Consider the following 14,111-nt stretch of genomic DNA (forward strand, 5'->3'; position numbering starts at 1 on the left):
TATAACTGAAAATGATGACTATCTATACTTTCATGCCCTTGCTTTCTTATTTCTTGCCATGGCAAGCATTTCCCCCGCATGATGCAGCGTCGTTTCCGTTACTTCGACCCCGCCGAGCATCCGCGCCAACTCTTCAATCCGTCCGGAATCCGGCATATCTTGCACCCGGGTGAACGTTCTGTCCTGATCAACTTCTTTGCGAATATAGAAATGAACATCAGCGAAGCTGGCGACTTGCGGTAAATGTGTAATCGAGAAAACTTGACAGCTGCCTGACAAATTAGACATTTTCTCAGCAATTGCTTGCGCCGCGCGTCCACTTACCCCTGTGTCAACTTCGTCGAAGACGAGTACAGGAATCTGATCGATTCGCGCAAAAATAGTTTTCATGGCCAGCATGATTCGCGACAATTCCCCGCCTGAAGCGATTTTGCTAAGCCCACGAAGCGGTTCCCCCGGATTAGGCGCCATCATAAATTCAATCTGATCGATCCCTTGGCGCGAAAATTTCACTTTCTTCCCTTCGACTTCGATCCCATTGCGCTCGTCAAGCACTTGCTCAACTTGGACGCGGAACTGGGTCCGTTCCATCTGCAGATCGCGAAGCTCATGCTCAATCTGCACGGCGAGCTGCTGAGCAATTCCGCGGCGCAAATTAGAAAGATCAAGCGCAGCGATGCTTAATTGCTTTTCGAGCGCAGCAAGCTTCGCCTCAATTTTCTGAATATGCTCGTCCTTATTCTCAATCGTGTCGACTTCTGTTTTTATTTTCTCCAAGTAAGTCAGGATCTCTTTAATATTCTCTCCATATTTTCGGCGAAGAGACGTAATTGTATCCAATCTTTGTTCAATAAAATCCAAACGTGACGGATTGAACTCAATGCCTTCTCGATAATCGCGTAATTGGTAAGCGGCATCCTCCAGCTGATAGTAGGCGGATTGCGCCTGTTCAAGCAGTGGCGTAAGGTTAGCCGGATCCAATTGAACGATATCCTGAATGCGAGAAACCGCTTTGCCGGCGGCATCCAAGCCACGATTCGTCGCATAAAGGAAATCGTAAGCTTCGGAAGTGCTTTGATACAGCCTTTCTGCGTTGGCCAGTTTGCGCTTCTCTTCCGCCAAAGTTTCATCTTCGCCAGCCTTCAGCTTGGCAGCCGATATCTCATCGATTTGGAAACGATATAAATCCAGCATCTGAAGCGCTTGTTTACTCGTTTCCTGAAGCTCGCGCAAATCCTTATGCAATTTCATATATTCATCATAAGTAGATTGATAGATTTTTTTAGCCGCAGCTATTTCCGCATCCCCGAACAAATCAAGAGAATGGATGTGCTCTTCATCGTTGAGCAGCGATTGATGCTCGTGCTGTCCATGGATATTAACGAGCCATTCCCCTGTTTGACGCAGCATCGTAAGATTCACGAGCTGACCGTTAATTCGGCTGGAGCTCTTCCCAGTAGCCGTAATTTCCCGGCGGATCAGCAAATGCTCGCCCGGATCCGCTTGAATGCCGAGCTCAGTCAGCGTATCCCAAACCGGATGAGTCGGCGGAAGCTCGAACATGGCTTCAATCTCAGCTTTGTCTGCTCCATAACGGACCAAATCGGAAGAACCCCTACCGCCAACAATGAGTGTTAACGCATCGATGATGATGGATTTCCCCGCGCCTGTTTCCCCTGTAAGGACATGAAACCCCATTTTAAAACGGATATGCACGTGTTCAATAACCGCCAAATTACGAATCGATAATTCTGTAAGCATGTATTCCTCCTGGCTTTAAGATAATAAGGACATAACTTCGTTTACAAAAGAAACGCTTTTCTCTTTGCCGCGGCAAATCACAAGAATCGTATCATCACCGCAAATGGTTCCCATGACACCTTCCCACTCCAAATTATCGATCAGTGCGCAGATGGTGTTTGCAGTACCCGGCAGACATTTCATCACAACCAGATTGTCGGTGCTATCAATGCTCACAAAATGATCGCTGAGCGCTCTACGCAGCCTTTGCATAGGGTTGAACCGTTGATCGGCCGGCATCGAATATTTGTATCTCCCGTCATCCAGCGGGATTTTAATGAGATGAAGCTCTTTGATATCCCGGGAAACCGTCGCTTGGGTAACGTGGAAACCAGCCGCCCGCAGGGACTCCACCAATTCATCTTGCGTCTCGATTTCGTTATTCGTAATGATTTCCCTGATTTTTACATGCCTTTGACCTTTCATGCCTACACCTCTATATGGAATGTGATTTTTTTGATTTTATTCATGGCCATATCGACATAAAGCACCCCGTCAGCCTCCGGATAAATAAGACTGTAAGCCAGCAGCATATCGCGAATGGAGCTGCCTGTCATTTCAAGCGGCTTCCGTTCCTTGGCTACTTTAACCAGGTAAATGCGATCATCCTTCTGGACAAAATAGTCAATAAATAGCCTGCTTTCCAGCTGCTCTTTATCATTCACGGTCATGGAGATTGGAATTTTTGTTTTACCGGCCAACACGTCAAAGCCAGCGCCTTCCAGCAGCTCAACAACTTCATCCTGAGGAATTTCTGAATGTTTCGGAATTCGGATTCGCTTTTTCGTTGGCCCATTCAGCCACCTTTGAAATCGAAAAAAAAGAAAACCTATACCTACAATCAGGATCAGCAAAATGACTGTGACATCGCCCTTCTCCATGTCCCTCACCTCGCCATAGTATTCGCGGATATGATCCGTAAATCCTTTTTATGAAGCAAGGAAAAGCGACTTCGTCGTGCTTTTCAGGATTAGCGCGCTTGTCAACCAAGGATAAACGATTTCGTCGTCCTTTAGGACAAGCGCGTTTGTCAAGGTAGGGCGAAGCAAATGTAAAAACTTATACTTTCTTTATCTACTGAAAAAACCCATCTCTGGGCCGCAAAAAGGGTGCTCAAAGATGAGTTTATTTGCCATGCAATTTTTGTGCTTCTTTTACGGTAAGGGCAATGAGGTCTTTCAGCGAAGCAGCGTCAGCAAGCGTGGCATCATCATTCGAATCGCTTGTCCAGTAAGCTAAAAATTCAATATTTCCTTCCCCACCCGTAATCGGTGAGTATGTTAATCCTTTTAATCGAAAACCAAGCTCTTCTGCAAAAGTGAGTACTGTGGTCAAAACTTCAGCATGCACGTCTGGATCCCGGACAACACCTGATTTACCCACTTTCTCTCGTCCTGCTTCAAACTGCGGTTTAATGAGCGCTACAACGGCACCCTCGTTCAATAAAATTTCTTTCAGAGGAGGTAAAATAATGCGCAAAGAAATAAAAGAGACATCAATACTGGCAAAAGTTGGCCGCGGGCCGTTCAGGTCTTCCATTGTGGTGTAACGGAAATTCGTTCTCTCCATCACTTGAACACGCTCATCATTGCGCAGCGACCAATCCAATTGATTGTAACCTACATCAACCGCGTAAACCTTGGAAGCGCCGTTCTGCAACGCACAATCTGTAAAACCGCCTGTGGATGCGCCTATATCGATCATGACAGCGCCAGCTAGATTGATCTCAAACTGTTTTAACGCCTTTTCCAGTTTCAAGCCGCCTCTGCTTACATAAGGATGAAGCGCCCCTTTCACTTTCAGCACAGCTTTGCGGCTGATCTTCATCCCTGCTTTATCTACGGGTTCTTCATCAGCAAAAACAAGGCCTGCCATAATGGCGGCCTTTGCTTTTTCCCTGCTTTCAAAATAGCCTTGCTCCAAGAGCAATAAATCCAATCGTTCTTTATCCGATGACATTGTGTTTGTCTTTACTCCTATTCGTAGCGTAGCAGCGTTTAGGCCCGTTGTCTTTTGCGAGGCACGAGCTTCTTCACTTCGGCAATTAAATTATGTGCAGTAAGTCCGACCTCTTCACGTTGTTCCTTCACCGATCCATGCTCAACGAAGTAATCGGGAATCCCCATCACGTTAACATGTAATCCTGTGAAATGATTAGCTGCAAAAAACTCCATGACAGCACTGCCGAACCCGCCTTGAATGGCGCCTTCTTCCATCGTGATGATCGGTATCGATTCATTCGCCAACTGGTGTAAATATAATTCATCCAGAGGTTTAATGAAGCGAGCGTTCACAACGCGAAGTTTGATTCCTTCTTTGGCTAATTGCTCAGAAGCCTCTAAGGCAACTTGAACCATTGGACCCACAGCCAAAACAGCGGCATAATCGCCATCACGCAGCGTCTCCCAAGTCCCAATAGGGATTGCTTTCGGCGCTTCATCCAGGTTCGCCCCGACGCCGCTGTTCCGAGGATAACGATAGGCAATTGGCCCTTCGTCATATTCAAGAGCTGTCTGCATCATATCCTGTAATTCTTTCTCATCCTTCGGCATCATCAGCACCATATTAGGCAACGAGCGCAGGAAGGCGATATCGTATACGCCTTGATGAGTTTCGCCATCAGGTCCTACAAAACCGGCGCGGTCAATGGCAAAGGCCACGTTCAACTTCGGACGGCAAATATCATGAACCACTTGGTCGTAAGCTCTTTGCAGGAAGGTAGAATACACGGCAAACACCGGCTTCAATCCTTCGCTGGCCAAACCTGCGCATAACGTAGCCGCATGCTGTTCCGCAATCCCAACGTCGATCATGCGGTCTGGGAATTGCTTGGCAAACTTGAGTAAGCCTGATCCCCCTGGCATCGCAGGTGTAACCGCCACGATGCGGGAATCCTGTTCAGCCATCTGGATAAGTGTGTTGCCAAACACTTCTGTATACATGGGAGGTCCAACCGATTTCAGCACTTGGCCTGACTCAATTTTGTAAGGTCCCGGTCCATGCCAGCTATGAGAGTCTTGCTCAGCAGGCGTGTAACCCTTCCCTTTTGTAGTGACGACATGCACAAGTACGGGCCCGACAACTTTCTCTGCTTGCTTCAAAGTATCCAGTAAAACAGGCAAATTATGTCCGTCAACGGGACCAATGTAAGTAAAGCCTAACTCTTCAAACCAAACTCCGTTTAATACAAAATATTTGAGACTGTCCTTGAGCTTCTCCGCTGTCTTAGCCAACGTGCCGCCAATGGCAGGTATTTTCTTAAGTAAATGTTCAACTTCTTCTTTCGCCTTCAAATAATGGCGATCCGAACGAATCTTGCTTAAATAGTTATGAATCGCCCCGACGTTGGGCGCAATGGACATTTCGTTGTCATTCAGAATGACCATAATATTCTTCTTCTCATGACCAATATGATTCATGGCTTCTAACGCCATGCCGCCAGTAATGGCACCGTCACCGATGATGGCAACGACTTTGTTGTGTTCGCCTTTGAGATCACGCGCCATGGCCATGCCCATCGCTGCGGATAAAGAGGTACTGCTGTGTCCGGCTTCCCAGACGTCATGTTCACTTTCAGATCGCTTGATAAACCCACACAAGCCTTTGTACTTACGCAATGTATCAAACTTATCCTTGCGGCCTGTCAAAATTTTGTGCACATACGCCTGATGACCCACATCAAAAAGCAATTTATCATAGGGGCTGTGGAACAAGGTATGTAAAGCGATGGTGAGCTCAACCACACCTAAGTTCGAGGACAGATGTCCACCTGTAACGGATAACTTTTCGATCAGAAATTGACGGATTTCACCAGCCAATACCTCAAGCTCCGCCATGGATAACCGTTTCAAATCCTCAGGTCGATTGATTTGTTCGAGCAGCACGCTTGTTTCCTCACTTTCAATGTGAAAATACTGTGATTCATTTCAACATTATATCATAGTTTTGGGCAAATCGTGAAAATCCACCCAAAGTAACAACAAAATATGTAAAATAAACCTTTAATGATCTCTTTCCATTAAATAATCAGCAAGCTGAAACAGCCGCTCCGGATTCGTAAACCCGCCTTGCAGAAGCGCTTTTTTAGCCTTCTCGGTCAATTCTTTGACCTTCATCTCGGAAGCTTCGAGTCCAATAAAATACGGGTAAGTCACCTTTTGCTGCTTCTCATCGCTCTTCACCGGCTTACCGAGCTTCTGCTCATCCCCGATAATATCCAAAATATCATCTTGAATTTGAAAAGCAAGTCCGATTGCATTCCCGAATTCACTTAACGCAGCTAGCTGCCCTGGTGTGGCTCCGGCAATATGTGCGCCCGCCCGCAGCGAAAATACGATAAGATCACTCGTTTTATGCAGATGGATGAACTCCAACTCTTCAAGCTTCGTTAAGCCCTGTTCTCCGAGCATATCAGCGGCTTGACCGCCAACCATACCTCTTGCTCCCGCGTATGCGGCAAGTTCTTCTGTAATGGCAAGCACTCGCTCCGCTGGGATGCCATGTACTTTGTGAGCTTGCGTGATGCTGTAGAAGGCATGTGTTAACAGAGCGTCTCCGGCCAGGATAGCCATGGCTTCCCCGTATACTTTGTGATTCGTCAGTTTCCCTCTGCGGTAATCATCATTATCCATCGCAGGGAGGTCATCATGAATCAAGGAGTACGTATGCACCATTTCAATCGCAAGTGCTGCAGGTAATGCCGCAGCCCCAGATCCGCCAAGCGCCTCAGCTGCCGCCAGAACGAGAATAGGCCGCAGCCGTTTCCCGCCAGCCATCAGTGAATAGTTCATGGACTCACGCAGAGAGGCAGGTACATTCCATTGCGCAGGGAGTGCTTGTATTAGTGCTGCTTCGACCAGTTCAGCATTCGAAGCAATATATTCACGAATAGTGGACATTGTCTTCAACCTAATTCCCCTTATCTTCCAAGACAGGTTGGAAAGGCTTCCTGTTTACAGTGCCTGTTTCCCCTTCAACCAGCATCTCAATTTTCTTCTCGACTTGCTCTAGCTTCACACCGCACAAGTGAGAGAGCCGCACACCTTCTTGATAAAGCTCAATCGCTTTCTCCAAAGGCACGTCGCCGCTTTCCAATTGCGCCACAATACGCTCCAATTGCTCAATTGCGACTTCAAAACTAACTTCCGTTTCATTCGTTGACATTTTGGTTCTCCTCCATCCCCGATACTTGGCAGTCCAATCTGCCGTCCTTGAGGCGAATCTTCACATGATCCCCAACCTTCACCTGGCTAACGGATCGAATAAGGACTTGGTCCTCTTCGTCATACGCCAAGCTGTAGCCGCGCTGCATGACCTTCAGCGGGCTGAGGGCGTCCAGATGACGGACGCTGGCTTGCCACTCCTGCTTCTTCGCACGCAGGAGGGTCTGCATGGCCGTGAGCATCTGCCGCCCCGAGGTATCGAGGCGCCGCCTTGCGAACACGGCCTGCTCTTTGGGATTGAAGCTGCTGAGCGTACGCTCCAGCTTCATGTGCCGCTCCGCCAGCCGCTGAACGCGCTGGCGCATCCGGTAACCGAGCTGCTCCGCCAGCCGGTCGAGCCTTTCCGCAGGCTGCATCAGCAGCTGCCTGCGGGGGTTCGTCAAGAACGGCGAGCGCTTCGCGCGCTCCAGCCGTTCCTGCTTGCGGCGCAGCTGCTGGAGCAGCCCGTAGTGCAGGCGCTGCGCCTGCTGCGATAGCTGCTGTTTCAGCTCCAGCGTGCTGGGCACGGCGAGCTCCGCCGCCGCCGTGGGCGTCGGGGCTCTCAGATCGGCGACGAAGTCCGCGATCGTGAAGTCCGTCTCGTGGCCGACGGCCGAGATGACAGGAATCGCGGAAGCTGCAATCGCCCGCGCCACGGCTTCCTCGTTGAACGCCCACAGCTCCTCCAGTGAGCCGCCTCCGCGGCCCACGATGAGCACGTCGGCTTCACCGAGGCGGTTCATCGCTTCGATCGCTTTGACGATCGAAGGAGCTGCTCCTGTCCCCTGTACAAGTACGGGGTACAGGAGGATCTGTACCGACGGGAAGCGCCGCTGAAGCGTGATGATGACATCACGGATCGCAGCCCCCGTCGGGGAGGTGATCACGCCGATCGCGCGCGGAAACCGAGGAATCGGTTTTTTGCGCTCCGCCGCGAACAGCCCTTCCGTTTCGAGCTTCTTTTTCAGCTGCTCGAAAGCTAAATACAAGCTGCCGATGCCATCCGGCTGCATCGCCGTCACATAGAACTGGTAAGCGCCGTCCCGTTCATACACGGAAATATTACCTCGGGCAATCACCTTGGTACCCTCTTTGGGGATGAAGCCTAGCCTCTGGTTATGGGAGGCGAACATGATACTCTTCAGTCTGCCATCGGCATCCTTCAGCGTAAAATACATATGTCCGCTGGAATGATGCGTGAAGTTGGAAATCTCCCCTCGCACCCACACATCCTGAAGGCGATTGTCGCCTTCAAGCAGCAATTTAATGTAACGGTTTAAATCCTTGACAGAAAAAATCTTCGTCTCGTTTCTACCCATAAGCTCGGTTAAACACTCACATTCACTTTAGTGGCGCGGCTTGCAGCATCCACCGTATTGCGAAGCAGCATCGTAATCGTCATTGGTCCCACACAGCCCGGTACCGGTGTAATCGCGCTTGCTATTTCTTTTACCGCTTCGAAATCAACGTCGCCTGTCAGCTTGCCATCAGCAGGACGATTCATCCCCACATCGATGACAACAGCGCCTGGTTTTACGTGATTAGCTTTAATTAAATGCGCTTTACCTACGGCAACAACAAGAATATCCGCTTGCTTCGTAATTTCTTCCATATTCGGGGTACGTGAATGAACAATAGAAACCGTTGCATGCTCGCGCAGCAATAACATAGCCATTGGTTTTCCAACAATATTGCTTCTTCCAACGACAACAGCGTGTTTCCCAGCGATTTCTACCCCTGTGCGTTTCAAGATTTCAATAACTCCGTGAGGCGTACAAGGCTTCATACCGTCTTTACCGATCATTAAATTCCCAACATTCACGGGGTGAAAGCAATCCACGTCTTTCAATGGGTCGATTTCATCCACAACTGCTTCTTCATCAATATGTTTAGGCAGGGGTGATTGTACAAGAATGCCGTTAATTTTGTTGTCGCTATTAAATTTGTGAATGAGTGCGATTAATTCTTGCTGAGTCGTAGCTTCAGGCAGACGGTGTACTTCCGAATAAATGCCTACGTCGTCGCATGCCTTTGCTTTATTTCGAACATACACTTGCGAAGCCGGGTCTTCCCCTACAATCACAACCACAAGGCCTGGTTGATGGCCACTCGCTGTAAGCGCTGCAGCATCCGCCCGAATTTCCTCACGAATAGAACTTACCAATTCTTTTCCATTAATAACTTGACCAGACATGTCTTTTCCCCCTAAAAATGTTGTGAACATCATCTTCGTAAGCTGTTAAGTTAAGTTGGTGTGACCTTACTTTTCAAATCTTCGACTTCCTTGATCATTTTACCAAGAACACCGTTGACGAATTTTCCGGATTCGTCCGTGCCATAATGCTTCGCCAAATCAATGGCTTCATTTACGACAACTTTCGGCGGAACATCGTCTCGGTAGAGCATTTCGTAGACAGCCAGACGCAGCACTTCACGATCAATGCGTGACAGCCTGTCCATAGCCCAGCCTTTCAAATACTCTTCAAGCAGCTCATCAATGCGAACTTTGTTGCTATATGTCCCCTCAACCAGCTCCAAAATGTAAGCTGAATTAATTTTGTCCCCTTTGATTTCCAATTGCGTTTCATTGTCATTTTCCGCTTCATGAACGGCGATTTGGACAGCTTCCTGAGGAGTAGCCTCATTCATCTGGATTTGGTATAAACTTTGTACAGCAAGCTCTCGTGCAACTCTGCGTTTCATTTTGTTCCTCCTAAGAGTTTTGCTTTAGCAAAACTGTCTTCGTAAGCGTAAACTTTGAGTTTTGCTAGGCAAAACCGTTTTCGTCCTTTTTTAAGCTCTTTTTGTTAGTATACGTCATAATGGAGCCAATCCAAACAAAAAAATCCATGGATGTACCAGGGATTTTAGCGAAACATTCTCCATTTTTGCGTGAGATAGCGCCAAATGTCTTCAAGCATGACGAAACTTTCCTTGCGATCCAGTTTGTTCCCAATATAAAATCCGACCAGAACAATGAATCCAAAGATCAGCATATCCCAGAATCCAAAAAATAAATAAATGAAGCCGAAGAAAATGCCTGCTGCCACTCCGATCACTTTGCCCCTATGGGACTCCCACAATTCGTTCCACATGAGTGGGTTCACCTCTATTCGACTCGGCTTTTAAACGTTGGGGCTGATTGCACGATATTTGCTACGAATACGGTTACGGAAGCTACGGGAATGCCGGTAATGTCCTCTATGTAACTTTTCACAGTACTTTGCATCTCTTCTGTGAGTTCAGGAATCGAACTTTCCCCATCCACCACGGTTCTGAGCGTAATTTCAAGTCCTGATTGATTCACTCTTACACGTGCGCGCAGATCCTTGGCACCTTTCGAACGACCAGCAGCTTTCAAAGATAAATTCTCGACGGTTTCCATAGAAATGCGAATATCGCCAAAATCCGTGCGTTGATCAATCGATGGCGCTTGAGCGCGGCCGCGGCGAAGCGTTAGAATGAGAAACCGAACAGAAATTAGCAGCATAACCAAGCTGATAACGATGGCCGGATATGCGTAGTTCTTCTCGTAATAGAAATTACGCAGCAGTTGACCTACTTGTTCTAATGGGATCCAGCTCGATGCTGTGAACAATACAAGGATAGATGCAACGAAAATAATTAGGCTATAGAGAAGCAGCAAGAGCCTGTCCACAATTTTACCCACGTAAGCTTGTCCCCTTCCTATAGTTAGAGGAAACCCCCTGCATGCTGTAGGGGGTTTCAATGATCCATATGGATGCAGCAATTCCGCCTTATTTCACTCGACCAGCAGCTGCTGTTTCTTCTTCAACCGGTTTCTCTGCCTGTTTAAAATGAACATCATGAATATGAACATTAACCTCAACGACGCTAAGTCCCGTCATTGATTCGATTGCGTGCTTGACATTCTGTTGAATGGCGCTAGCAACCTCGGGAATGCGATTCCCATATTCGATAATGATGGAGACGTCAATGGCAGCTTCACGTTGTCCGACTTCTACCTTTACGCCTTTGGACAAGTTCTTGCGTCCAAGCAATTCAGCAATGCCGCCAGCAAGTCCACCGCTCATCCCCGCTACTCCTTGCACTTCCACCGTTGCCAAACCGGCAATGATTTCAATAACCTCGGGGGCAATTTGGATGCTGCCCATGTCTGTTTTGACGTAATCCGGAGCGATTGTGCTCATTGTGGCACCTCCTAATAATTTTTGGATAAGCCATCCTTAATTTATAACTATACCATTTTGCCAAAAATATGACAAATGATTATCTATGAATCTGCATCGTTCACATCGTGCTCTTCCAGGAATTTAATATCATGGTCGCCTTTGATGAACTTCTTGTGTTCAAGCAGCTTCAGATGAAACGGAATCGTTGTGTTAACACCGTCAACGGCAAACTCCGTGAGCGCTCTTTTCATGCGGGCAATCGCTTCATCGCGCGTACTTCCCCAGACGATAAGTTTGGCGATCATAGAATCATAGTGTGGAGGAATCGTATAGCCCGGATAAACGGCGCTGTCTACGCGAACCCCAAAACCACCAGGAGGCAAATAGAATTTCACTTGACCTGCTGAAGGCATGAAGTTCCGGTTCGGATCTTCCGCATTTACACGGCATTCGATCGCCCAGCCATTGATACGAACATCATCTTGCGAGAAGGATAACGGATTGCCTTCAGCAACGCTAATCATCTCTTGGATAATGTCGATACCGGTAATCATTTCAGTTACGGGATGCTCGACTTGGATTCTCGTATTCATTTCCATGAAATAGAAATTACCGTCAGGTCCAAGCAAGAACTCAAGTGTTCCTGCACCCGAATAATTAACAGCCAGAGCTGCGCGAACGGCTGCCTGCCCCATCGCTGCACGCGTTTCAGGCGTCAGGATTGGACAAGGAGCTTCCTCAACGAGTTTCTGTCTACGGCGCTGTACGGAACAATCACGCTCACCCAAGTGAACGACGTTGCCATGTTTGTCCGCTAAAATTTGAATCTCAACATGCTTCATGCCCGTTAAATATTTTTCCAAATAAATACCGGCGTTGCCGAAAGCATTTTGTGCTTCTTGTTGCGCAGCCGTAATTTGGGAGACAAGCGTCTCTTCATTTTCGGCAATACGAATCCCTTTACCGCCGCCGCCGGCTGTCGCCTTAATGATAACCGGATACCCGATATCTCTTGCGATGACGATTGCGTCTTCCACGTTTTCAACCAAGCCGTCAGACCCTGGAATAATTGGCACGCGCGCGTCTTTCATCGTTTGCTTGGCAACCGCCTTGTCGCCCATACGGCTAATGGCGTCAGGTGAAGGACCGATGAACGTAATGTTGCAGCTTTCGCAAATTTCTGCGAAGTCGGCGTTTTCCGCTAAAAATCCATAACCGGGATGAATGGCATCACATTCTGTCAGTGTGGCAACACTCATCAGGTTCGTGAAGTTCAAGTAGCTGTCCTTGGACGCAGTCGGACCAATACAATAGGCTTCGTCAGCAAGTCGCACATGCAGCGCTTCACGATCTGCTTCCGAATATACAGCCACCGTATAAATGCCCAACTCACGGCAAGCTCGGATAATACGAACAGCTATTTCTCCTCGGTTCGCTATTAGGATTTTATGAAATTTCATTAATTTTCCTCCTAAGAGTTTTCCGTTAGCAAAATACTAACTTACTCCGGTCTCACCAAAAATAAAGGTTGTCCGTACTCAACAAGTTGACCGTTTTCAACGAGTACTTCAACGATTTCACCTTTGATTTCAGCTTCAATCTCATTCATCAATTTCATAGCTTCAACGATGCACACAACTGTTTTATCGCCTACTTTTTGACCAACACTTGCGAAAGGAGCAGCGCCAGGAGAAGCAGACTGATAGAAAGTTCCTACCATCGGTGAGACGATCTTATGTAAAGATGAGTCCTCTTGCTTAGCATGTCCAGTAGTCGCAGGTACAGAAGTTTCCAAAGCCGCAGCCGGTGCTGCGTGAGGAACACTTGCTTGACCAATCGGAGCATATGTGTGTTGAACTGGTGCTGTTACGTATACAGGCTCTGATTTATTCGGCTTGCGAATCGACAGGCGAGCACCTTCATTTTCAATTTCAAGTTCTTGTAAAGAGGATTGATCGACGAGTTTGATTAACTCTTTGATTTCACTCAATTTGAACATTCATGTCACTCCTTCAAAGTTGGTGAACCAGTAAAAAATGCGGTTTCATAGCCGCAACGTATGTATTATACCCATAAACGCAAGAAATGGAAAGAGTCCAGTTTTACCTGGACCCTTTCCTGTACCCTCCCTTGCCGTGTTGACAGCTCTTTTAAACTATGGACGCACGTATTGGATTTTGATGTTTTCCGGAGCAGCACCAAGCTCTTTGACGACCATATCAACGATCGTAACCCCTTGGCTTTTCTCTAGTTTATCGCTTTGAACCGTTACTTTCCATTTGTTGCCTTCTTGATTAACGATGGCTTGCGGGAAGTCTTTCATCAGCACATCTTGCAGATTTTCAACTTTTTCTTGAACATCTGTCAATTTAGATAAATCATTCGTTGCTTTCGCTACCGCTTCAGGTGTTTTTTTCGTGTCAATGATGATTTCCATCAGATCGGAAGAAGCTTTGGCGAAATATTCACTTTGTTTCATCTGCTCATTCGTAAAGTAGTCGCTTGCCGACGTTGTTTTCGCTTGTTCTTCCATTTGTTTCAGCACTTGATCGTCCGTTTTCACATCTGCTTTTGCGTCCGTTTTCACGTCTGTTTTAGCATCAGTTTTCACATCTGTTTTTGCATCGGTTTTAACATCCGTTTTCGCGTCTGTCTTAACGTCTGTTTTTGTTGAATTTTGCGGCGTTGTTGCTTTCGTGTCGACTTTTGTATCAGTGCCAGTAGTTGCTTTTACGTCTGTTTTTGCTGCATTTGCCGTGTCAACCTGAGCCATATCAATCTTCACTTCTTGGCTCTGCTTCGTCGTATCCGTCGATGCCAGATCGAGTTTATTCACATCCTCAGTGAACAAGTAGTACGCGGAGAGCACCACCATCAAGCTAAGCATAGATACGAGCCAAATTGTTTGTCTTTTTGCGTTCATTGTATATTCCTCCTCAAATTTGATTACCTATTG

General features: G+C 47.4%; 16 protein-coding genes. All 16 read right to left on the minus strand.

All coding sequences use genetic code 11. The features are described 5' to 3' along the window. Nucleotides 1-30: 30 nt before the first annotated feature. The 16 genes from recN to AC3WTJ_RS09295 all read right to left on the minus strand — a co-directional run bounded on the left by recN (nucleotide 31) and on the right by AC3WTJ_RS09295 (nucleotide 14,078). Nucleotides 31-1,761, minus strand: coding sequence for a DNA repair protein RecN (recN, locus tag AC3WTJ_RS09220; protein WP_492521522.1), 1,731 nt, complete (start codon nucleotides 1,759-1,761; stop codon nucleotides 31-33). Nucleotides 1,762-1,776: 15 nt separating this feature from the next. Next, the gene (ahrC, locus tag AC3WTJ_RS09225) at nucleotides 1,777-2,226 is read right to left on the minus strand and encodes a transcriptional regulator AhrC/ArgR (protein ID WP_127449667.1); all 450 of its coding nucleotides are present in this window, start codon (nucleotides 2,224-2,226) and stop codon (nucleotides 1,777-1,779) included. A 2-nt stretch (nucleotides 2,227-2,228) separates the two neighbouring features. Then, on the minus strand, nucleotides 2,229-2,681 hold the full coding sequence (locus AC3WTJ_RS09230; RefSeq protein ID WP_492521523.1) for a hypothetical protein: 453 nt from the start codon (nucleotides 2,679-2,681) through the stop codon (nucleotides 2,229-2,231). A gap of 244 nt (nucleotides 2,682-2,925) precedes the next feature. Further along, complete coding sequence (locus AC3WTJ_RS09235) at nucleotides 2,926-3,759, minus strand: TlyA family RNA methyltransferase (RefSeq protein WP_492521524.1); 834 nt, start codon at nucleotides 3,757-3,759, stop codon at nucleotides 2,926-2,928. A gap of 38 nt (nucleotides 3,760-3,797) precedes the next feature. Continuing rightward, nucleotides 3,798-5,684 carry a 1-deoxy-D-xylulose-5-phosphate synthase gene (gene dxs / locus AC3WTJ_RS09240; RefSeq protein WP_492521525.1) on the minus strand — a complete coding sequence of 629 codons (1,887 nt, stop codon included), beginning with the start codon at nucleotides 5,682-5,684 and terminating at the stop codon, nucleotides 3,798-3,800. Nucleotides 5,685-5,801: 117 nt separating this feature from the next. Then, the gene (locus AC3WTJ_RS09245; protein WP_492521668.1) at nucleotides 5,802-6,698 is read right to left on the minus strand and encodes a polyprenyl synthetase family protein; all 897 of its coding nucleotides are present in this window, start codon (nucleotides 6,696-6,698) and stop codon (nucleotides 5,802-5,804) included. Nucleotides 6,699-6,708: 10 nt separating this feature from the next. After that, a complete protein-coding gene (xseB, locus tag AC3WTJ_RS09250; protein WP_127449659.1) occupies nucleotides 6,709-6,963 on the minus strand; it encodes an exodeoxyribonuclease VII small subunit in 255 nt (84 codons plus the stop codon). Then, nucleotides 6,950-8,320, minus strand: coding sequence for an exodeoxyribonuclease VII large subunit (xseA, locus tag AC3WTJ_RS09255; protein WP_492521526.1), 1,371 nt, complete (start codon nucleotides 8,318-8,320; stop codon nucleotides 6,950-6,952). Before xseA ends, xseB begins: the two co-directional genes overlap by 14 nt. A gap of 8 nt (nucleotides 8,321-8,328) precedes the next feature. Then, nucleotides 8,329-9,195, minus strand: a complete 867-nt coding sequence (gene folD / locus AC3WTJ_RS09260; RefSeq protein ID WP_492521527.1) for a bifunctional methylenetetrahydrofolate dehydrogenase/methenyltetrahydrofolate cyclohydrolase FolD — start codon at nucleotides 9,193-9,195, stop codon at nucleotides 8,329-8,331. Between the two features lie 50 nt (nucleotides 9,196-9,245). Continuing rightward, nucleotides 9,246-9,704 carry a transcription antitermination factor NusB gene (nusB, locus tag AC3WTJ_RS09265; RefSeq protein WP_492521528.1) on the minus strand — a complete coding sequence of 153 codons (459 nt, stop codon included), beginning with the start codon at nucleotides 9,702-9,704 and terminating at the stop codon, nucleotides 9,246-9,248. A gap of 164 nt (nucleotides 9,705-9,868) precedes the next feature. Then, nucleotides 9,869-10,096, minus strand: a complete 228-nt coding sequence (locus tag AC3WTJ_RS09270) for a DUF2273 domain-containing protein (RefSeq protein WP_127449651.1) — start codon at nucleotides 10,094-10,096, stop codon at nucleotides 9,869-9,871. A gap of 14 nt (nucleotides 10,097-10,110) precedes the next feature. Further along, nucleotides 10,111-10,671 (minus strand): alkaline shock response membrane anchor protein AmaP, encoded by a 561-nt coding sequence (gene amaP, locus AC3WTJ_RS09275; protein ID WP_127449649.1) that lies wholly within the window; start codon nucleotides 10,669-10,671, stop codon nucleotides 10,111-10,113. 88 nt (nucleotides 10,672-10,759) lie between these two features. Next, nucleotides 10,760-11,173, minus strand: coding sequence for an Asp23/Gls24 family envelope stress response protein (locus AC3WTJ_RS09280; RefSeq protein ID WP_127449647.1), 414 nt, complete (start codon nucleotides 11,171-11,173; stop codon nucleotides 10,760-10,762). A gap of 83 nt (nucleotides 11,174-11,256) precedes the next feature. Continuing rightward, nucleotides 11,257-12,615 carry an acetyl-CoA carboxylase biotin carboxylase subunit gene (gene accC, locus AC3WTJ_RS09285; RefSeq protein ID WP_157319926.1) on the minus strand — a complete coding sequence of 453 codons (1,359 nt, stop codon included), beginning with the start codon at nucleotides 12,613-12,615 and terminating at the stop codon, nucleotides 11,257-11,259. Between the two features lie 41 nt (nucleotides 12,616-12,656). Continuing rightward, nucleotides 12,657-13,154 (minus strand): acetyl-CoA carboxylase biotin carboxyl carrier protein, encoded by a 498-nt coding sequence (gene accB / locus AC3WTJ_RS09290; protein ID WP_127449643.1) that lies wholly within the window; start codon nucleotides 13,152-13,154, stop codon nucleotides 12,657-12,659. A 156-nt stretch (nucleotides 13,155-13,310) separates the two neighbouring features. Then, complete coding sequence (locus tag AC3WTJ_RS09295; protein WP_407872092.1) at nucleotides 13,311-14,078, minus strand: SpoIIIAH-like family protein; 768 nt, start codon at nucleotides 14,076-14,078, stop codon at nucleotides 13,311-13,313. Between the last annotated feature and the right edge of the window lie 33 nt (nucleotides 14,079-14,111).

This window comes from Paenibacillus sp. FW101-FHT12H11 (assembly GCF_058790355.1).

Coding starts and splice junctions, on each gene's coding strand:
- recN (WP_492521522.1), bottom strand. CDS start 1,761: ATGCTTACAGAATTATCGATTCGTAATTTGGCGGTTATTGAACACGTG.
- ahrC (WP_127449667.1), bottom strand. CDS start 2,226: ATGAAAGGTCAAAGGCATGTAAAAATCAGGGAAATCATTACGAATAAC.
- AC3WTJ_RS09230 (WP_492521523.1), bottom strand. CDS start 2,681: ATGGAGAAGGGCGATGTCACAGTCATTTTGCTGATCCTGATTGTAGGT.
- AC3WTJ_RS09235 (WP_492521524.1), bottom strand. CDS start 3,759: ATGTCATCGGATAAAGAACGATTGGATTTATTGCTCTTGGAGCAAGGC.
- AC3WTJ_RS09245 (WP_492521668.1), bottom strand. CDS start 6,698: ATGTCCACTATTCGTGAATATATTGCTTCGAATGCTGAACTGGTCGAA.
- xseB (WP_127449659.1), bottom strand. CDS start 6,963: ATGTCAACGAATGAAACGGAAGTTAGTTTTGAAGTCGCAATTGAGCAA.
- xseA (WP_492521526.1), bottom strand. CDS start 8,320: ATGGGTAGAAACGAGACGAAGATTTTTTCTGTCAAGGATTTAAACCGT.
- folD (WP_492521527.1), bottom strand. CDS start 9,195: ATGTCTGGTCAAGTTATTAATGGAAAAGAATTGGTAAGTTCTATTCGT.
- nusB (WP_492521528.1), bottom strand. CDS start 9,704: ATGAAACGCAGAGTTGCACGAGAGCTTGCTGTACAAAGTTTATACCAA.
- AC3WTJ_RS09270 (WP_127449651.1), bottom strand. CDS start 10,096: ATGTGGAACGAATTGTGGGAGTCCCATAGGGGCAAAGTGATCGGAGTG.
- AC3WTJ_RS09280 (WP_127449647.1), bottom strand. CDS start 11,173: ATGAGCACAATCGCTCCGGATTACGTCAAAACAGACATGGGCAGCATC.
- accC (WP_157319926.1), bottom strand. CDS start 12,615: ATGAAATTTCATAAAATCCTAATAGCGAACCGAGGAGAAATAGCTGTT.
- accB (WP_127449643.1), bottom strand. CDS start 13,154: ATGTTCAAATTGAGTGAAATCAAAGAGTTAATCAAACTCGTCGATCAA.
- AC3WTJ_RS09295 (WP_407872092.1), bottom strand. CDS start 14,078: ATGAACGCAAAAAGACAAACAATTTGGCTCGTATCTATGCTTAGCTTG.